This window comes from Pseudomonas antarctica (assembly GCF_001647715.1).
Taxonomy (GTDB): Bacteria; Pseudomonadota; Gammaproteobacteria; order Pseudomonadales; family Pseudomonadaceae; genus Aquipseudomonas; species Aquipseudomonas antarctica_A.
The window spans coordinates 1591870-1610881 of sequence record NZ_CP015600.1 but is presented as its reverse complement, the minus strand read 5'-3'; the positions used below and the strand labels follow the sequence as shown (position 1 = coordinate 1610881).

Genomic DNA, 19012 nt, shown 5'->3' with positions numbered 1-19012 from the left:
GAGCGACATTCCCATGTTCCTGAGAAATATAAGAATCGCTGCCAGAGCCTTCATCGGCTTCGCCGCTATTGCATCACTGAGTGTGTTTCTCGGCCTGTTTGCGCTCAAACAGATTGGTGAAGTTCAGTCACAGGCTGCCGACATTCAGAACAACTGGATGCAGCGTGTCAGGATCCTGGCCTTGGCCAATGCTTCGCTCGACCGTTATCGCCTGGGAGAGATGGCGCACATCCTGTCGTCCAGCGATGCCGACATGCAGACCTACGAGGACAAATCCGCCGGCCGCCTGAAAAGCGTCAAGGAGCAGCTTGCCCAATATGCAGCGCTGCTGCGCACCTCTGAGGAAAAATCACGCCTCGATGTGTTCAACCAAAGCCTCGATGCGTACGCGAAGAATCACGCCGAGATGCTCAAACGCTCGCGCTCGGGCGACAAGGCCGGCGCCCGCGACTTTCTCAACAGTATTCGAGAAAGTTATGAGCAGATGACCAAGAACTTCGACCAACTGATAGACCTGGCCAACAAAGGCGCAGAACAAGCTGGCCAGACCTCCGTAGCGGCCTACCAGCATGCCGTGAATGGCATCTCAATCGTGATTCTGCTGGTGAGTGGCGGCACCGTATTGGTGGCCTGGTTGCTGACCCGAAGCATTACCGGCCCCATCATTGAAGCGGTACACGTAGCCGAAACCATCGCCAGGGGCGATCTCACCCAGCCCATCAACCCTACGGGCAACGACGAAGCCACCCGCCTGCTCCGGGCACAAGAGACCATGCGCAACAACCTGGTGCAGACCCTGCGACAAATAACCGGCTCATCCAGCCAATTGGCCGCAGCGGCCGAAGAACTGAATGCCGTCACCGCCGAAGGCAGCCGGGACTTGCAACAGCAACATGGCGAGATCGAACAGGCGGCCACTGCCGTCACCCAGATGACCACCGCCATTGAAGAGGTCGCCAGGAACGCGGCCTCGACCTCCGACCTGTCCCAGGAGTCGCGAAGCATTGCCTTGAAAGGCCAGCAGCGCATGGTCGAGGCACTGAACGCCATCCAGGCCTTGACCCGTGGCGTGGAGGTCAGCTCCGGGCAAGTGGGCGGTCTGGCTGAGCAGGCCAAGGGTATCGGCAAAGTGCTGGATGTTATCCGCACCATTGCCGAGCAAACCAACCTGCTGGCACTGAACGCGGCCATCGAAGCTGCGCGTGCCGGTGAGGCCGGCCGTGGTTTTGCCGTAGTCGCCGACGAAGTGCGCGCCCTGGCTCACCGCACTGCCCAATCGACCCAGGAAATCGAACAAATGATTGGCAGTATCCAGACCAACACGGCCAGTACCGTCAACACCATGCTCGACAGTAGCACCATGACCCAGCAAACCCTTGGCTTGGCCGAACTGGCACAGCAAGCGCTGGCGGATATTCTTGCCGCCAACAATGAGATCAATGACCGAAACCTGGTGATTACCACGGCGGCTGCGGAGCAAGCCGACGTTGCCCGGGCGGTTGATCGCAATTTGCTGAATATTCAACAACTGTCGATTCAGTCCGCCGAAGGCTCGACCCAAACAACCGCCGCCTCGCAATCCCTCGCCAGCCTGGCGCATGAATTGAACACGATGGTGAAGCACTTCCAGATTTGAAATGACAGGGTAAAAAACCAAAAGGCCGCTTCGGTTTTAGCCGAAGCGGCCTGTTAACTTGATGCATCATTGCCATCGTTTTTCGTCAGCTACTCCTGTGGCTGGCGCCTCGTGTTATGGCAGCTGTGCGCGGGATACCTTCGGGTATGCCGAGTTTCAAGTTCTCGGTCCGCGAACCTGCGTACAGCTGCCACCTTCCATCGCGTCGCGGCGATCAGGGGCGGCTCCAGCCAATCATTTCGAGCCCGACACCGCCTTGTCAAATGGTTACGAGCCACTGTTTTCGATCAACTCAGCCGCCAACACAGAGGCCTTGTTGGTAAATGCATACGCAACCCTGATAGGCGCCAGCGGGCTGACCTCTGAGTTGGCAGACACCGTGGACGGAAAAACACGCAGCCAATTGTTAGCCATTGGGCAGTTACTGGAACTGGCGGGGCTTTTAGTCGACCGAGCAATGGAGCAGCAGTGCCCTGTCTAATGAAGCTAAAAGCGCTTGGCTTCAATTTGTAGACATCCTGCCCCCTAAAACAAAAACCCCAACCGGTCACCCGGTTGGGGTTTTTTGTGTTTCTACCGCCGGCGCTTAGCGAGTAACGCGGCTGGTGCCGTTAACGGTCATGATGCGCACACGGTCGCCGATGCGGAAGACTTCGTTGGGATCAACGGCCTGAACGTAGGCGCGCATGCTGCCATCGTCTTCACGAACGGTGACTTCAACGCCCTGGGTACGGGTCAGGCCTTCTTCAGCGGCGGAACCCAGCAGACCACCGGCAACAGCACCGATAACGCCAGTGACGATACTGCCACGGCCACCGCCAATAGCACTGCCGCCAACGCCGCCAACCACTGCACCGGCAACACCGCCGATTGGGGTTTTGGTGCCTTCGATTTTCACCGGACGCAGGGATTCAATGGTGCCCATGCGAACGGTCTGTACACGACGCGCTTCGTCACGGGAGTACGAGTCGCCGGTCAGACTCGAGGCGCAGCCACCCAACAGCAACGACAGGGTGGTAAAGCAGGCAACTAGTAAAACGGACTTACGCATAGCATCAACTCCAAAGGACAGGTATTCATTAGACGCCGCAGCTTGGCGCCTGTCACGGCAAGCACGCCAGAAAATTGCTTTCATTCAGCCCTAGTACAGACTGCCAGTACCAGAAAAATCGACGAACGGTAGCACTTGCCTTATTCCGAAGATCGTCATGAAAGCGTTCTTCATTGTAGTCGCGCAAGCGAACACGCCGAAGCCTCCTGTGTGGAGACTTCGGTGTGAGGGTCAGCATTCAGAGGGAATGAAGAAAGATGAAACTCAGGGCGCCAGGCGCTCGCGCGTCCATTCGCCGTCTTGCAGGCGATAGTTCAGACGGTCATGCAGGCGGCTGGCGCGGCCTTGCCAGAACTCGATGCGCTCGGGCAACAAACGGTAGCCACCCCAATGCTCGGGGCAGTCGGGCTGGGTATCGCTGAAACGCTGTTCGGTCGCCTTGAGCAGGTCCTGCAGCTGTTCACGGTCACGTATGACTTTGCTTTGCGGCGACGCCCAGGCGCCAAGACGGCTGCCCAAAGGCCGAACCTGATAATAAGCATCCGACTCTTCAGGCGTAACCTTGACCACCCGCCCTTCGATGCGCACCTGGCGCTCCAGAGTGGGCCAGAAGAAAGTCATGGCCGCAAACGGTCGCGCCGCGAGTTGTTCACCCTTGGCGCTCTGATAGTTGGTGAAGAAGGTAAAGCCCTGCGCGTCCAGGCCCTTGAGCAACAGGATGCGGCAGTGCGGGCGACCGTCCTGATCAACCGTTGCCAACGTCATGGCATTGGCCTCCACCGGTGGCTGCTCGGTTTTTACCGCCTCGCCAAACCATTGGTGGAACAACGCAAACGGCTCGCCCGGTGCCTGGGCCTCGCTCAAACCGTCACGTGTGTAGTCACGGCGCATATCGGCCAGTGCCTGGGTCATGCGGCTTTATCCTTCTGTTTCAACGGATCAGTTTTTCGCCTGGTCATTTGCAGCCGGGGCGTCAGCCTTCGGTGCTGCTTTCTTCGCGGCAGGCTTGGCAGCGGCTTTTTTCGCAGCTGGCTTGGCGGCGGCTTTCTTGGCCGGGGCCTTTTTCGCCGGAGCCGCTTTTTTCGCAGCCGGAGCCGGTGCAGGGGCTGGCGCAGTTTGCACAGCGACCATGTCAGCGACCGGTGGTTTGCCCGAGTTGTACTTGCTCAGCAACGCCAACATAGTTGTACGCTGAGTGAACAGGATTTCCATGCGACGATTCAGCGCACGGCCCTGGTTGCTGTCGTTGGCGGCACGCGGCATAAGGTCACCCATGCCACGCATCATCAGGCGATCCTGCTTCAAACCGCTGAGGCTGAAAATCGAAGCGATGGACTGCGCGCGCTCGCGGGTCAACGCCTGGCTAACCGGTTCGGCACCATTGGTGTCGACGTGGCCGAGCACCAGCACAGCGGTCTTCGGATCGCCTTCAACCGCCTTGGCAACGCGAGTGAACGGGCCGAGGGTAACCGGCAGCAACATGGCTGGACGTTTCGGGTTGTAGGAGCCATCAACCGGCGCGATCACAACGAGTACGTTCTCGCGACGCTCCAGTTGCAGGTTGCTGTCCTTGATGGCGGCGCGCAGGCGCGGCTCATAGTCGTCCAGCCAGGCTTGGGTGATTTTCGGGTCCGGCATCGGCACGTTGGTCACATCGACCTTGGCCAGTGGCTTCGGCTTGCTTTCGAAAGGCCACCACCATTTGGTCTCGGTGTCGGTCTTGGCGACAGCCGGCGCAGCGTCCGGGGTAGAAGCCGGGGTTGCAGCCTTGAGGTCGGCTTTCAAGTCGGCCTTGGCATCCGCGGCCTTTTCATCAGCGCTCTTTGAGAAGAATGGCCACCAGCTGGAACCGGTGTCAGCCTTGGCGACCGGAGCAGGTGCGGCGGCAGCGGCAGGCGCTGGAGCGGCAGCTGCGGCAGCAACCGGCGCGACAGGCTTGGCGCCCGCAGCAGGTTTGGCATCTGGTTTGGCGTCGTTTTGGGTCACTGCGTCCTTGGTAGCAGCCTTATCAGATCCAAATGACCACCAATGCCCACCTTCGGCATCATTTTGTGGAGTTTGTGCGCAGCCAGTAATAGTGAGGCACAGCGCCAGTGCCAAGGACTTGTTCGATAACATGAGATATCCACAAAATGAGAAAAAACCAGGGGGTCTGGGTGACCCGTTAAACAGACGCTTACAGAACATTAAAGTTACAAAATTTCGTTCAGCGCCTTCTTATACTTGCCTTTGTAACAAAAAAACGTGAAACAGCAAGCTCTTTACAGACAACCGGCCAATATTCCGACCAACTTCTGTGCACGCGGGTCCATAAGTACATAAGGCCCCAGTGTATTAGTCACGAAACCAAACGCTACATCATGTTCAGGGTCGGCAAACCCCACCGAACCACCGGCGCCCGGGTGCCCAAACGCACGTGGGCCAAGGCCGAACGTGGCGTTGGGCAATTGCGGCTGATCCAACATGCAGCCCAACCCGAAACGGGTTTGGGTCAATAAGGTTTTATCCGGCCCGATACTGTGTTCGCGGGTCAATTGTTCGAGCATGTCCGCTTCGAGCAAACTACCGTCCAACAATCCGCTATAAAAACCCGCCAGGCTGCGCGCATTACCGTGACCATTTGCCGCTGGCTGCTGCATGCGCCGCCATTCGGGCTTATTAGTGCTGGTCAGAATAGACGGTGGATTGGCAAATGCACGCGTAGTCATGGCGTTCGGTTCGCGCATCATTACTTGAAGTAACCGTTGCGCGGCTTCATCGCCCATATTGCCTTTGCTGCGCGCTATATGTGCAACACGATAAAACTCTTCGTCCGCCAACCCGACATGGAAGTCCAGGCCCAGGGGCCGCGCAACCCGCGCCACAATCGACTCACCCGGCCCGCGCCCATCGGCACGGCGCAGCAATTCGCCGACCAGCCAGCCGTAAGTGATGGCCTCGTAGCCATGCCCTTGGCCCGGCGTCCACCACGGGGCCTCGGCCGCGAGGGTGTCGACCATCAATTGCCAGTCATACAGGGCTTCGGTGGGCAGCATCTCGCGAATCGCCGGCAGCCCGGCCTGGTGGCAGAGCAACTGGCGCAAGGTGATGGTTTCTTTACCGGCCGCCGCAAACTCGGGCCAGTAGTTGGCGACAGGGGCGTCGAGTTGCAACTTGCCCTCGGCCACCAATTGCAGGGCCGTAACGGCGGTGAAGGTCTTGGTGCAGGAAAACAGGTTGACGATGGTGTCGCTGTGCCAGGCCTCAGCGCCATCCTTGTCGGCGGTACCCGCCCACAGGTCGACGACGGTTTCGCCGCCGATCTGGATACACAGCCCGGCACCACGCTCCTGCGGGTCATCGAACAACGCGGCGAACGCTTCACGTACCGCTTCGAACTGGAGCTCGTAATGACCCTGAATCTGCACCTAAGCCGCCTTGGAAAACACCGTAAGAATTGGCCGACATTGTTCCAGTCCTTGGGGGTTTTGTGAACCCGTCAACGATGAATCAATGGCCATTTCCAGCGTGCCCGCCAGCATGCCCGGCGCCCTGCCCCGGGCCTTTGCCTTCATGCCCCGACTTCCCGCCTTCATGCTCACGCACCGCGCTGGCCGCCTTGGCCTTTTCAGCCTCTTTGCCCAGTTGATCCACCGCTGCCAGGTTGCTTTTACGCACGCTGTCGACAAAGCCCTGGAACGGCACATCGGTGATGCCCACCAGCCCGAAGTGGCCGTTCTCGCCGTCGAGCAGACGGCCGGTCACCGGCTGGTCCAGATACTGGAACCAGTGCACACCGACAATCGACGGCTCGGCCATGGCCTGTTTGAGGAAGTTGCTGTACGCCGCGCCGCGGTCTTCTTCCCGGGCCAGTTGAGTGACGCCGCCCCAGAACGGGCCACGGTCTGCCGAGCCAAAGTTGAACTCGGTGATCAGCACCGGTTTGTCCAGCGCGTGCAAGGCGGCGAAGTCATAACCGTCCTGGGGCTTGAGGGTGTACATATTGAAGCTCAGTACATCGCAATACTGGGCGCAGGACGCCACGGATTCAGGCGTGCTGACGGCATACCGGCCACCCAGCAACAAATGGTTGGGCGCGTGCCATTTCAGCGAGTCGGAGATGGTCTTGAAGTAGGCATCGGCGAAGGTCTTCTGGAAGTATTTAAAGTCAGCTTCGATTTCCGGATGCTCGGGACTCGGCATCGGCGGCTCGAACCCAGGGTCTTCCATCAGCTCCCAGCCGGACAGATGGATACCCCAGGCTTTCGACAGGCCATCTTCGTTGCGGTACTTGTCGCGCAGTTGCTTGAGGAACGCGCGCTTGGCCGGTACGTCGGTGGTCATGCGCAGGGTGCCGTAGGCCAAGGCGTAACGGGATTTCGGATCATCACCCGGACCGGCCCAGGCAAGCTCGTTGTCGGCAAAAAAGCCGATCAGCCAGGGATCATCGCGGTGATCGCGGGCCGCAATGGCCACGGCGCGCTCGGTGGCCATGGCAAACCGCGGGTCGAACGGGTCGGGCATGCCGCCCCACCAGTCGGTGCCGGTGCTGATGCTGGCGTAGTCACCGACAATCGACAGCGGCAAGGTGTACGGCACGCGGTCGGCGGTGGCCAACGCTTCGTCGCTCCAGTTGCCTACGGTGTTGAAACCCCAGGCTTGCAGACGGTCGAGGGTGTGGGTGACCCAGCGCTTCTGGTCGAACCCATCAGTCCCGTAGGCACGCTGCAAATTGGCGCCGTAAAAATCGTACCAACGCCCTACATTGAAGCCACGGCCCTGGTCGGCGCCGTTGCCGCCACGGTTATCGCCGCTTCCGTAATACTTGTCGAACGGCTCGCCGACCTTGGGCAACGCGGCAAACATCCACTCGCGCCCGGCCACGTAGGTCTGGTTGTTGTCCGGGGCCACGGTGTTGACGCCCAGGGAGTAGAACGGATGGCCTTGCGGCGTCACCAGGTACCAACGACCGTCACGCTTCTCGGTGCGGAAAAACCCGCTCGCTTCAAACGCCGGGCCTTTGTTCCAGCCACCATATTGATCAAGCGCTGATTTATCGCGCTCGGCCAACCAACCCTTGAGCTGTTGTTGCTCTTTGGCGGCGGCGGCCTTGAGTTGCTCGTCACTGCTGACTTTTTCCGGCCAGCGCGTGCGAGTGGACTGGCCATAGGCATCGACCAATTCGCTGTAGGCCGCCTTCAGCACCGGCTCGCTGTCCTGCACACCGAAGCGCTCCAGCAGGATGCTTTGGGCAGCATTGGGCTTGATCATCGACAACGTCACCGACGCCACCTGGCTGCGGTCAATCTCACCGGCACTGCCGGCCAGCAGTACGCGCTGGCCATCTACGGTGATTGGCATCGGCGGGCCGGCCTTCATGCCCTGGCTCAGCGGCGAGTTGGCTTGCAGCGGGATCAACAAGGTCTGCACCGGGCCGGCCGGCAGGTCGATGCGGCTGACCAGGGTCTTGCCGTCCGTGCTCTGCACCTTCACGTATAGGGTCAGCGCCCAGTCCATGGCGCTCTGGATACGCAGGCTCATGGCGCCGGATTGCGACCAGTCCCACACGCCGGTCTGCGGGCTAAGCACCAGGCTCGGTTCGGCCGCCGGGTTGAAGGTGATGCGGCGCAGCACTTCGCCTTCGGCGGTTTGCTCGGCATTGTATTGGGGCAAGCTGGCGTCCTGGGTCGCCACCTTGACCACATCGGCAGGCCGGACGAAGTTGAACAGCGTTTGTTGCCCGGCAGGCGCAGCCATCAAGGGCGCGGTGAACAACAAGGCAAACAGAGCGGGCAGCGTGCGAATCATACGAACAAGGTTCTCCCAAACGGCCGGTGACTGGCCTGATGACATAAAGCGTTGGCAGTGAGATAGACCACGAAGTGGGCGAGTTCGCCCACGGTGGCTTAAGAAATTTCGCGCCTGAACGGCGGCAAGGCATTGAGGATAGCTTTGCCGTAGCGCTGAGTGACCAAACGGCGGTCAAGCAAGGTGATGGTGCCCCGGTCCTCTTCGGTGCGCAGCAAGCGACCGCAGGCCTGGACCAGCTTCAAGGACGCATCAGGCACCGAGATTTCCATGAACGGGTTACCGCCCCGCGCTTCGATCCATTCGGCCAGGGCCGCCTCGACCGGATCATCCGGCACCGAAAACGGGATTTTGGCGATCACTACGTGCTCACAGTAGGCGCCGGGCAAGTCCACGCCTTCGGCGAAGCTGGCCAGGCCGAACAACACGCTGGAATCCCCACCGTCGACCCGCGCCTTGTGCTTGTTCAGGGTCTCCTGTTTGGACAGGTTGCCCTGAATAAACACTTGCTTGCGCCAGTCGCGGTCGAGGCCATCGAACACGTCCTGCATCTGTTTACGCGAGGAAAACAGCACCAGCGTGCCGCGCGAACCTTCGACCAGCTCCGGCAGGTCGCGGATGATCGCCGCCGTGTGGGCCGGCGCGTCGCGCGGGTCTGCTTTGAGGTCCGGCACCCGTAGCACGCCCGCGTCGGCGTGATGAAACGGGCTCGGCACCACGGCGGTGACGGCTTTTTTCGGCAGGCCGGCACGCATGCGGAATCGATCGAAAGTGCCCAGGGCCGTCAGTGTGGCCGACGTTACCAGGCAGCCGTAGGCCACGTTCCACAGGTTGCGGCGCAGCATTTCAGCGGCAAGGATCGGGCTGGCGTTGACCTCGATATCAAACAGCGCGCCGCTTTCCGACAAGGTCAGCCAGCGCGCCATCGGCGGGTTGTCTTCCGGGTCTTCAACGGTGAAGGCGGTCCACAGCTCCCAGTTACCTTGGGAACGCGACAGCAGGCTGCCGAACAACGGGTACCATTCTTCGGCCTGGTTGCTGGCGATGCCGATGTTGACCTCGCCGTCCATGCCTTCCTTGAGCAGGTCAGTCAAACGCGTGAACAGGTCGGTCAGGCGCGAAAAGCCCTTTTTCAGCTCGATGCCCATTTCGCGCATGTGCTCGGGGATCAGCCCGCCGACAAAGCGGTGACGTGGCCGCTCACGGCCTTCCACATCCTCACCGGGCTTGAAGTCGGCAACCTGCTCGCAGGCGCTGAACATGAATTGCTGCTGGGTCTTGATCTCCCGCGCCAGCTCCGGCACTTGCTCGATCAGCTTGCCCAGGTCGCCGGGCAGCGGGTGCTGGGCCAGCAGTTTGGTGAGGTTCTTGGCGGTGGTTTCCAGCCAATCGGCGGTGGAGCGCAGGCGTGTGTAGTGGGCGAAGTGGCCGATGGCTTTATCCGGCAGGTGGTGACCTTCGTCGAATACGTAAAGGGTGTCGCGCGGGTCCGGCAATACGGCGCCACCGCCCAGGGCCAGGTCAGCCAGGACCATGTCGTGGTTGGTAACGATCACATCGACCTTGCCCATGCCTTCGCGGGCCTTGTAGAAGGCGCACTGCCCGAAGTTGGGGCAATGGCGGTTGGTGCATTGGCTGTGATCGGTCGTCAGGCGCGCCCAGTCGGCATCTTCCAAAGCAGTGGGCCAGCTGTCGCGGTCGCCGTCCCATTTATTGCCGGCGAGCTTCTCGATCATGCTGGTAAACAGCTTCTGGCTGACTTCATCAACCTCGATCTTGAAACCTTCTTCTTCGAACAGCGAAGCCGTGGCGGTTTGTGCGTGACCTTCCTGCAACAATACGTCGAGCTTGGACAGGCACATGTAGCGGCCACGGCCCTTGGCCAGGGCGAAGGTGAAGTTCAGGCCGCTGTTGCGCATCAGGTCGGGCAGGTCTTTGTAGACGATCTGCTCTTGCAGGGCGACAGTGGCGGTAGCGATCACCAGGCGCTTGCCGGCAGCCTTGGCGGTAGGGATCGCGGCCAGGCTGTAGGCCACGGTCTTGCCGGTACCGGTGCCGGCCTCGACGGCCACGACCGCGGGGTCGCCACTGCGCCGACCTTCGTCGTCGGTGTCGATATCCCCGAGGACTTTGGCCACTTCGGCGATCATCAGGCGTTGGCCGTAGCGCGGTTTCAAGCTCTTGGCTTCGAGAAAACGCGAATAGGCGCCCTGGATCGTGGTTTTGAGTTCAGTGCTGATCATGGATTGTCGGGCGCAAAAAACGCTGGATAAATTTTCAGTGGTTCGGATCGGCCGCTATCATACCCCGCTAATTAATCCCGCGCAGAACGGAGTACCACAATGACCGCGTTTAGCCTCGCTTACACCCTGCATGTACTGGCCGCCCTGATCTGGGTCGGCGGTATGTTTTTCGCCTGGATGATCCTGCGCCCCGCCGCCATGGCGGCACTTGAGGGCCCTGCCCGGCTCAAGCTGTGGGCGAATGTGTTTCAACGTTTTTTCGTATGGGTCTGGGTCGCGGTGCTGGTTTTGCCGATCAGCGGCATCGGCCTGTTGCAATTGCGCTTCAGCGGTTTTGAAACCGCGCCGCGTTATGTGCAGGTGATGATGGGCTTATATCTAGTGATGACGGCGCTGTTTATCCGCATCCAGGCGTTGAAGTTCCCGGAACTGCGGACAGCGGTGGCGGCTGAGGATTGGCCGGCGGGTGCGGCTGCGCTGGGGCAGATTCGCAAGCTGGTGGGGATCAATTTGATTGTGGGGCTGGTGGTGGTAGCAATTGCTTCGGCTCGCCCGATGTTCTGAGGCGACCTTGAGTCCGCCATCGCGGGCAAGCCCGGCTCCCACATTGAAATACAATCACCTGTGGGAGCCGGGCTTGCCCGCGATAGCGTCAGACCCGTCGACTCAGAGCCGCTGAATAGTCACAGCACCTGCAGGCCCAGCCGGCCCCGGTTGCCCTTCCAGCCCTGGCCGCCCCTTATCGCCGCCATCGGCGCGATACACCACACAACCTTTGGACTGCCCACCTTTGCCGGGCTTACCCGCTGTCCCCGCCAAACCGCCCGCTCCGCCATCGACCCAGACCTTGATCTGCTCAGCCGGGAAGCTCTGCGGCAACTCGACCCGCACTTGCGCCCCTGCCGCGCCTGGCAGGCCATCGCCGCCGTTATCACCATTGGCGCCACGCCCGGCCGAACCCCAGGTGCAACCCGGGTCCACACCGTTGGCGCCATCCAGGCCGGCATACCCTTGGGCGCCGGCGCCGCCTCGGGCATCCACCGACAATTCGTCGGCGGTCAGGGCATTGATGCGCAGGACCAGATCCCGCCCGGCCTTGGCCGGCCGTTCATGGGTGCCCGGGGCGCCGCGCGAGGTGATCTGGCTGCCATGCTCCAGTTGCGCATTGCGCACCTGCAATTGCAGCGCGGTATTGCCGGGGGCGATGGTGATACGCGCTTCGCGGCCCAGGTGCAGCTCATCCACGCTGACCTGGCTGATCGTAGCCGGGACCAACAATGTGCCGTAGTCCGCCACATCCAGGCGTTCAAGCTGCAAAACGCTGGTGCTGCTGGGCAAACGCATCAGCGAGTTGGTTTCAACACTGACACTCTGGGCCAGGGCGATAGGGCTGACCAACAGGGCCAACAGAAAAACCTTACGCATGATTGGCCTCCTTGTTCGTTTCATTAAACGCTGCAGGCGCCGACAGGCCCCGCACATGGAACATCCCCACCAGCAGAATCTGCAAGCGGTCACGCCAGGGGTGGGCACGGTGCTTCACGCTGCTGTTGAACAACAGCAGCTCCAACAGGTGGGTAAGAAACAACAGACTGCCGGCCAGGCTGACCAACAGGTGGAACGGATTAGTCAGCGGCCGGAACAGATTGACCAGCACCACGCCCCAGAACAGCAACGTCAGACATTTTCCCAGTCCCCAAAACACTTTCATCCCGCATGCCCCTGCCTATTATTCTTTGGGCGCACAGTACCGACTTCTGCAGGCGATTTGCCAGTGAAGGATGAAAAAACTTGATGGGGATCGCCGGCAATGCCCCTGTGGCTCGCACAGGGGCAAGGATGGTCAGCGGTTGATCTGGATTTCCACGCGGCGGTTCAATGCACGCCCCTCAGCGGTTTTGTTGTCTGCTACCGGGTGGCTTTCGCCCGCACCGGTCACCGACACAAAGTTACTGCGCGGTACACCGGAACTGATCAAGTAGTCCGTGACCGAGTGGGCGCGTTTTTCCGAGAGTTTCTGGTTGTAGGCGTCTTTACCGACGCTGTCGGTATGCCCACTGACCCGCAGTTGCGCGCTCGGGGCTTCTTTTTTCAGGCGAGTGGCAATAACGTCGAGTTTGGTTTTATCCGCCGTCGTCAGCTTGGCCGAGTCGAACTGGAAGTGCACATCGCGAATCACGATGGTCTCTTCCTTGACCACGACGACTTCCTCAACCACTGCTGCCTGCACGGGCGCGGGCGGGCAACCGTTGGCATCGACCTGCACGCCTTTCGGCGTGCCTGGGCACTTGTCGCGGCTATCAGGTACACCGTCGCCGTCTTCGTCGCCGTCACCATGTACCCAGCAATAGGCGCCGGCCATGCCGCCGACCAGCAATGCGCCATAGCCCGCGTACGCAGAACTTTTTGTGGCGCCAATCGCGGCGCCGGTCACACCACCGACGGCTGCACAGGTAGGCCAATCGGTTTTTTGCAACCCTGCGCAACCTGTCAATACTCCGGTTAGCAGAACCAAGGGTAGAGCTGTCCGCATGATGCTCATGTGCTTTCTCCTGAGGGTATCGGCGGGGGCCGATGGGTGGAGTAAAGACCGCTCTTTTCATCTGCGCCAGTACGCCACACCCCCGGTTTCATTGAGGATCGCTGCACTTGCCGGACTTTTCGCCGCCGCCCGCTCTAGGCCCGCACGCTCAGCCGCGCTAGTCTCTAGGGTCCTGATGTGAGGATCTCTGATGACCGCTGGCATTTCTTCTCGTACACCCCAGCAAGCCCTGGCCGCCTTGCTCGATTTACACCAACCCAAACGCCTGTTGCTGTTGGGTGCCAGCCAGTTTCCCGCGCTGGAGGCCTTTCAAGCCGAGCATCCGCAGACCCAAGTGGCGATCGCGCCGCCCGGGCCGTTACCGGCGGAACTGGCGGCGCAGCGTTTTGACCTGGCGTTGGTGGTCGATTGCCTGGAGCACCTGTCAAAACCGCAAGGCTTGACCTTGCTGGGCGGCATTCGCAACCTCAACAGCAGCCGCATTGCCGTGCTGGTGGACCTGAGCGCCTGCGGCTGGAAGGACACCGACTTCTTCTCCCTGGCTCTGCAAGCCGGCGAGCGGTTCCAGCGCGATGAGCAGGTTCTGACGCTGTTCACCTATGATCTGCTTGACTATAAACAGGTGCCGGACTGGCTCAACGCCCGCTTCTGGGCCAACCCGGAAAACTTCGGAAAGTATTGGTGGTAACCATGAGTACATCCATATGCCCCTGCGGCAGTGGCAACCTGCTGGATGCCTGCTGCGGCCATTATCACGCCGGCCACCCCGCGCCCTGCGCCTCCGCGCTGATGCGTTCGCGCTACAGCGCCTATGTGCTGGGCCTGGTGGACTACCTGGTGGCCACCACCGTGCCTGCGCAGCAAGCCGGCCTGGACCGCGCCGCCATCGGCGCCTGGAGTGCCCAGAGCACTTGGCTGGGCCTTGAGGTGGAAAGCTCGGAGGTGTTCGGCGGCCAGCCGGAACATGCCTTCGTGACCTTTACCGCACGCTGGCACGACGGCAGCGGAGAACACAGCCACCGTGAGCAATCTTCTTTCGTACAGAATGATGGGCGCTGGTACTTCATTGACCCGACGGTTGAGGTGAAGGCCGGGCGCAATGATGTATGTTTGTGTGGCAGTGGGCAGAAATTCAAGAAGTGCTGTTCCAGCTACCTCTAATCAACTCAAGGATAACGCCATGCTCCGGATGTACAGCTTGATGCTGGCGTTGACCCTGAGTCTGACCGGCTGTGCGTCGTGGTTCGAAGACGACGCGCCCGCGCCTCACGTCTCGCTGGTGAAAGTCGAATTGGTACGCGCCAAGTTGCTGGAGCAGAAGTTCAAGCTGTACTTTCGCGTGGACAATCGCGACGACGCGGACCTCACCGTGCGCGGGTTGATCTACAAAGTCAGCCTGGGCGATTTTGTACTGACCGAAGGCGAGTCCAACGAATGGCTGACCATACCGCCGCGAAGCCATGGGTTTTTCCGGGTGTCGGTGCGTACCAACCTCTGGCCACAGATACGCGATGTGGTGCAGATGTTGAAAAACCCCACCAAGCCCGTCCCTTATCGCCTGGAGGGCGAGCTGAAAACCGGATTATTCATCGGTAATGACGTGCAGGTCGCCCACAATGGCGAGATAATCCCCGGCGATTTTATTCCGGAGCGACATCGATGACTCAGCAACCCCATGTCCATGGTCCTGACTGCAACCACGATCACGATCACGATCACCATGATCACGACCACGGCCATGTCCACGGCCCGAACTGCGGCCACGCTCACCAGGAGCCGGTGCGCAACGCCTTGAAAGACGTTGGTCGCAACGATCCTTGCCCATGCGGCAGCGAGAAGAAATTCAAGAAGTGCCACGGCGCCTGATGCCCTGATTGCAGTCAGTGGGGGAGCTGGCTTGCCTGCGATGGCGATCTGACAGATAACGATGTGTCAGCTGAACCACCGCTATCGCAGGCAAGCCAGCGCCCACATTTGTCCTGTGTTGCCAACTCAGGATTTGCGCCACAACCGCAACACCACCTCTAATCCCCCGCCTTCGCGAACTCAACCGCCCTTCATGCGCCCGAGCAATGGCGTGCGCAATGCTCAACCCCAGCCCATACCCGCCCGTCTCGGCATTGCGTGAGCCTTCCACTTGCCGAGGTGTATGGCGTGCAGGGTGCTCACAACAGTCGTTGCAGATGCTGGTGGACGGCGCGGTGTGAAATGCTTCTAACGGTAGACCTAAATGTTTCATTGAATTTTTGCGCCTCGAACATCACCTATACCTACAGGCATTCGCTCATTTGGAGAGCTTCATGATCGACCTGTATTACTGGACTACCCCCAACGGTCACAAAGTATCGCTGTTCCTGGAAGAAGCCGGCCTGCCCTACAAGGTGCACCCGATCAACATTGGCCAGGGCGACCAGTTCAAGCCGGACTTCCTGAAGATTGCTCCCAACAACCGCATTCCGGCCATCGTCGATCAGAACCCGACCGACGGCGGCGCGCCGATTTCGCTGTTTGAATCCGGCGCTATCCTGCTGTACCTCGCGGAAAAAACCGGCCAGTTCATTCCAAAAGACCTGCGCGGTCGCCAGGAAGCGCTGCAATGGCTGTTCTGGCAAATGGGTGGGCTGGGGCCGATGGCCGGGCAGAACCATCACTTCAGCCAGTTCGCGCCAGAGAAAATCCCCTACGCGATTAAACGCTATGTAGATGAAACCGCGCGTCTGTACGGCGTGCTGGACCGGCGTCTGGCGGACCGTCCGTTCGTGGCGGGCGAGGCGTACAGCATTGCTGACATGGCGATTTACCCGTGGATTGTTTCCCACAAATGGCAGAGCCAGCGTCTGGAGGATTTCCCCCATGTTCATCGCTGGTTCAACCGCATCAAAGAGCGGCCGGCGACGGTTCGGGCGTATGAACTGGTACAGAAAGTGAATCCGCCGAAATCCTGATTCAAAGTCTTGCTCGGTCAAAATGTGGGAGCAGGCTTGCTCGCGAATGCGGTGGTTCAGTCAGACCTTCATAGACTGACACACCGCATTCGCGAGCAAGCCCGCTCCCACATTTGATTTGCGCAAGACCCAAACTCCTGCTTGCGTCGTTTCGCCGCGCTCACTAACGTAGCGCCTTTAATGACGCTACCCCCCGCAGGAGCTTTGCCATGGCCTCGCCAGCCCTCTCACATTTTCTTCCCCGGTTCGGCGTTGCCGCGGCAGTAGCCAGTGCATTAAGCCTGGCCGGTTGCCAGATCCAGAGCACCCAGGACACCCTGCCTCCCGTTGCCGGCGTGCAGCCGATCAAAGGCCTGGCACAGAATGTTTCGGTGCGCCGCAATGCCCAGGGCATGCCGCTGATCGAAAGCAACACCTTCCATGACGCGCTGTTCAGCCTTGGTTATGTGCACGCCAGCGATCGGATCACGCAGATGGTCACCTTGCGCCTGCTGGCTCAGGGCCGTCTGGCGGAAATGTCCGGGCCAGAGGTGCTGGATGTCGACCGCTTCATGCGCGCCGTTAACCTGAAAAAAAGCGCCGGCGAGCTGTATAACGCCTCGTCACCGCGCCTCAAGCGCTTCTTTGAAGTGTATGCCCGTGGCGTCAACGCCTACCTGTTCCGCTACCGCGACAAGCTGCCGCCGGACCTGGCCCAGACGGGCTACAAGCCTGAGTACTGGAAGCCGGAAGATTCGGCGCTGCTGTTCTGCCTGCTGAATTTCAGCGAGTCGAGCAACCTGCAGGAGGAGTTGTCATCGCTGGTGCTCGCGCAAAAAGTCGGTGTCGACAAACTCGCCTGGCTCACCCCAAGCGCGCCGGATGAACCGATCCCACTGGCCGAAACCGACAAGCTCAAAGGCGTGAACCTCAGCCAGATCACCGGCCTGGCCGGGTTGGAAAGCGTCGGTCAGCAACTGAGCAGCTTGAATGCTCTGGCCGTCACCACGTCAAGCAACTGGGCCATTGGCCCGCAACGCAGCCGCAGCGGCAAAAGCTTGCTGGCCAGCGACCTCGCGGCCCAGCCACAAGCACCGTCGCCGTGGAACTACGTGCAGATTCGCGCGCCGAAATACCAGGCGGTCGGCGCCTCGATTGCCGGGCTGCCGACCCTGCTGTCGGGCTTCAACGGCAAAGTGGCGTGGAGCATGAGTGCGGTCAAAGGCGATACCCAGGACCTGTTCCTGGAGAAGGTCAAGCGCCAGGGCAGCGCGTTGTACTACGAGAACAACGGCAAATGGCTGCCGGCCGCCGTGCGTAATGAAACCTACCTCGCCAAGGGCCAGCGGCCGATTCGCGAAGTGGTGTACGAAACCCGCCACGGCGCCCTGCTCAACAGCAGCCAGGCCCTGACCAGCGGTTTCGGCCTGGCCCTGCAAACCGCCGATTTCAAGGATGACAAGAGCCTGGATGCGTTCTTCGACCTGTCCCGCGCACAAAGTGCCGGCAAGGCTTCGGATGCGACCCGGGAAATCCGCGCCATCGCACTGAACATGATTTTCGCCGACGCCAGCAGCATTGGCTGGCAAGTCACCGGCCGCTTCCCCAACCGCCGCGAAGGCGAAGGCCTGCTGCCCTCGCCGGGCTGGGACGCGCGTTTTGACTGGGACGGTTACGCCGACGCGATGCTGCACCCGTACGATCAAGACCCGGCCCAAGGCTGGATCGGCACCGCCAACCAACGCACCGCGCCACGCGGCTATGGCATGCAGCTATCCAACTCTTGGGATGCACCGGAGCGCAGCGAGCGTCTGGCGCAACTGGCCAACGCCGGCAAGCATGATACCCGCAGCATGATCGCCATGCAGTACGACCAGACCACCTTATTCGCCGCCAAGCTCAAGACCATGTTCCAGGCGCCGGGTATGGCCCAGCCGCTGAAACAGGCAATCGATGCATTGCCGGCGGCCGAAGCGGCCAAGGCACGCGAGGCGCTGAATCGCCTGATGGCCTTTGATGGCCGTCTGGCGCCGACTTCCGCCGACGCGGCGATCTACGAGCTGTTCCTGCAGGAAAGCACCAAACAGATCTTCCTCGACGAACTTGGCCCGGAAAACAGCGCCAGCTGGAAAGCCTTTATCAGCAACGCCAACGTGTCCTACTCCGCCAACGCAGACCACCTGCTGGGCCGCGAAGACAGCCCGTTCTGGGATGACGTGCGCACCGCGCAAAAAGAAGACAAGCCGGCGATCCTTGCCCGCAGCCTCGCCGCCGCAATCAGCGCCGGCGACAGCCAACTCGGTGGCGATCACAAGGCCTGGCAGTGGGGCAAGTTGCACAGCACCACCTGGAAAAACACCAGCGGCCAAGTGATTCGTGGCCCATTCGCCAGTGGCGGCGACCACAACACCTTGAACCCGGCGCCTTACAGCTGGGGCCAAGACTTCGCGACGACCCAAGTGCCGGCGCTGCGCATGATCATCGACTTCGGCCAGGCCGAACCGATGATGGGCCAGGGCGGCATCGGCCAGTCCGGCAACCCGGCCAGCCCGAACTATGCGAACGGCATCGACCCGTCGCTCAAGGCGCAATACCTGAGCTTCCCGATGCAGCCGCAGAACTTTGACAAGGTGTATGGGAAGACCCGGTTGACCCTGACGCCTGGCAAGTAACCCGGTTTCTTACTGAAGAAACCGGATCAAAAATGTGGGAGCGGGCTTGCTCGCGAATGCGGTCGATCAGTCACTGAATAGTTGGCTGAACCACCGCATTCGCGAGCAAGCCCGCTCCCACATTGACCTTATGCATTCCGATAGAACTTCTCGCCCC

At 60.6% G+C, this 19012-nt stretch carries 18 protein-coding genes and 1 pseudogene; 9 read left to right on the top strand and 10 right to left on the bottom strand.

Features of this window, described 5'->3' with window-relative positions; all coding sequences use genetic code 11:
* Nucleotides 1-13 precede the first annotated feature (13 nt).
* Entirely contained in the window at nt 14-1636 is a 1623-nt protein-coding gene (locus A7J50_RS07350) for a methyl-accepting chemotaxis protein (RefSeq protein WP_064451195.1), read from the top strand.
* Nucleotides 1637-1697: 61 nt separating this feature from the next.
* Nucleotides 1698-2117 carry a DUF6124 family protein gene (locus tag A7J50_RS32215; protein WP_237140913.1) on the top strand — a complete coding sequence of 140 codons (420 nt, stop codon included), beginning with the start codon at nt 1698-1700 and terminating at the stop codon, nt 2115-2117.
* 105 nt (nt 2118-2222) lie between these two features.
* Here the strand turns inward: A7J50_RS32215 and A7J50_RS07345 are convergent, their stop codons facing one another.
* From A7J50_RS07345 to dinG, 6 genes are all read right to left on the bottom strand, one after another.
* On the bottom strand, nt 2223-2687 hold the full coding sequence (locus A7J50_RS07345; protein WP_010176704.1) for a glycine zipper 2TM domain-containing protein: 465 nt from the start codon (nt 2685-2687) through the stop codon (nt 2223-2225).
* 264 nt (nt 2688-2951) lie between these two features.
* Nucleotides 2952-3599 (bottom strand): pyridoxamine 5'-phosphate oxidase, encoded by a 648-nt coding sequence (gene pdxH, locus A7J50_RS07340; protein ID WP_064451194.1) that lies wholly within the window; start codon nt 3597-3599, stop codon nt 2952-2954.
* A 27-nt stretch (nt 3600-3626) separates the two neighbouring features.
* Nucleotides 3627-4805 carry an OmpA family protein gene (locus A7J50_RS07335; protein WP_064451193.1) on the bottom strand — a complete coding sequence of 393 codons (1179 nt, stop codon included), beginning with the start codon at nt 4803-4805 and terminating at the stop codon, nt 3627-3629.
* A 143-nt stretch (nt 4806-4948) separates the two neighbouring features.
* Complete coding sequence (locus A7J50_RS07330) at nt 4949-6094, bottom strand: serine hydrolase domain-containing protein (protein WP_064451192.1); 1146 nt, start codon at nt 6092-6094, stop codon at nt 4949-4951.
* 82 nt (nt 6095-6176) lie between these two features.
* Nucleotides 6177-8474 (bottom strand): beta-galactosidase, encoded by a 2298-nt coding sequence (locus A7J50_RS07325; RefSeq protein WP_064451191.1) that lies wholly within the window; start codon nt 8472-8474, stop codon nt 6177-6179.
* 98 nt (nt 8475-8572) lie between these two features.
* Complete coding sequence (gene dinG / locus A7J50_RS07320) at nt 8573-10717, bottom strand: ATP-dependent DNA helicase DinG (RefSeq protein WP_064451190.1); 2145 nt, start codon at nt 10715-10717, stop codon at nt 8573-8575.
* 99 nt (nt 10718-10816) lie between these two features.
* On the opposite strand from dinG, the gene A7J50_RS07315 reads away from it, so the two are divergent.
* Nucleotides 10817-11281, top strand: coding sequence for a CopD family protein (locus A7J50_RS07315; RefSeq protein WP_064451189.1), 465 nt, complete (start codon nt 10817-10819; stop codon nt 11279-11281).
* Nucleotides 11282-11383: 102 nt separating this feature from the next.
* Here A7J50_RS07315 and A7J50_RS07310 read toward each other — a convergent pair whose 3' ends face one another.
* The 3 genes from A7J50_RS07310 to A7J50_RS07300 form a co-directional block, all read right to left on the bottom strand.
* Entirely contained in the window at nt 11384-12142 is a 759-nt protein-coding gene (locus A7J50_RS07310) for a hypothetical protein (protein WP_064451188.1), read from the bottom strand.
* Nucleotides 12135-12428 (bottom strand): DUF1145 domain-containing protein, encoded by a 294-nt coding sequence (locus A7J50_RS07305; RefSeq protein ID WP_064451187.1) that lies wholly within the window; start codon nt 12426-12428, stop codon nt 12135-12137. Before A7J50_RS07305 ends, A7J50_RS07310 begins: the two co-directional genes overlap by 8 nt.
* A gap of 132 nt (nt 12429-12560) precedes the next feature.
* Nucleotides 12561-13259: an OmpA family protein gene (locus tag A7J50_RS07300; RefSeq protein ID WP_064451186.1), complete on the bottom strand. Its 699-nt coding sequence runs from the start codon at nt 13257-13259 to the stop codon at nt 12561-12563.
* 190 nt (nt 13260-13449) lie between these two features.
* On the opposite strand from A7J50_RS07300, the gene A7J50_RS07295 reads away from it, so the two are divergent.
* Genes A7J50_RS07295 through A7J50_RS07280 form a run of 4 tightly spaced genes read left to right on the top strand, consistent with a single transcriptional unit; the run spans nt 13450 to nt 15125 of the window.
* Nucleotides 13450-13947, top strand: coding sequence for a DUF6231 family protein (locus A7J50_RS07295; RefSeq protein ID WP_064451185.1), 498 nt, complete (start codon nt 13450-13452; stop codon nt 13945-13947).
* Nucleotides 13948-13949: 2 nt separating this feature from the next.
* Nucleotides 13950-14420 (top strand): YchJ family protein, encoded by a 471-nt coding sequence (locus tag A7J50_RS07290; protein WP_064451184.1) that lies wholly within the window; start codon nt 13950-13952, stop codon nt 14418-14420.
* Nucleotides 14421-14439: 19 nt separating this feature from the next.
* Nucleotides 14440-14922: an LEA type 2 family protein gene (locus A7J50_RS07285; protein ID WP_064451183.1), complete on the top strand. Its 483-nt coding sequence runs from the start codon at nt 14440-14442 to the stop codon at nt 14920-14922.
* Complete coding sequence (locus tag A7J50_RS07280; protein ID WP_034137262.1) at nt 14919-15125, top strand: SEC-C metal-binding domain-containing protein; 207 nt, start codon at nt 14919-14921, stop codon at nt 15123-15125. Before A7J50_RS07285 ends, A7J50_RS07280 begins: the two co-directional genes overlap by 4 nt.
* A gap of 126 nt (nt 15126-15251) precedes the next feature.
* On the opposite strand, the pseudogene A7J50_RS31860 reads toward A7J50_RS07280, so the two are convergent.
* Nucleotides 15252-15399, bottom strand: a pseudogene (locus A7J50_RS31860) (ATP-binding protein); the annotation flags it as partial.
* 160 nt (nt 15400-15559) lie between these two features.
* Here A7J50_RS31860 and A7J50_RS07275 point away from each other — a divergent pair.
* Together A7J50_RS07275 and A7J50_RS07270 are read left to right on the top strand one after the other, a co-directional pair.
* Entirely contained in the window at nt 15560-16204 is a 645-nt protein-coding gene (locus A7J50_RS07275) for a glutathione binding-like protein (RefSeq protein WP_064451182.1), read from the top strand.
* 209 nt (nt 16205-16413) lie between these two features.
* Nucleotides 16414-18855 carry a penicillin acylase family protein gene (locus A7J50_RS07270; RefSeq protein ID WP_064451181.1) on the top strand — a complete coding sequence of 814 codons (2442 nt, stop codon included), beginning with the start codon at nt 16414-16416 and terminating at the stop codon, nt 18853-18855.
* Nucleotides 18856-19012 lie beyond the last annotated feature (157 nt).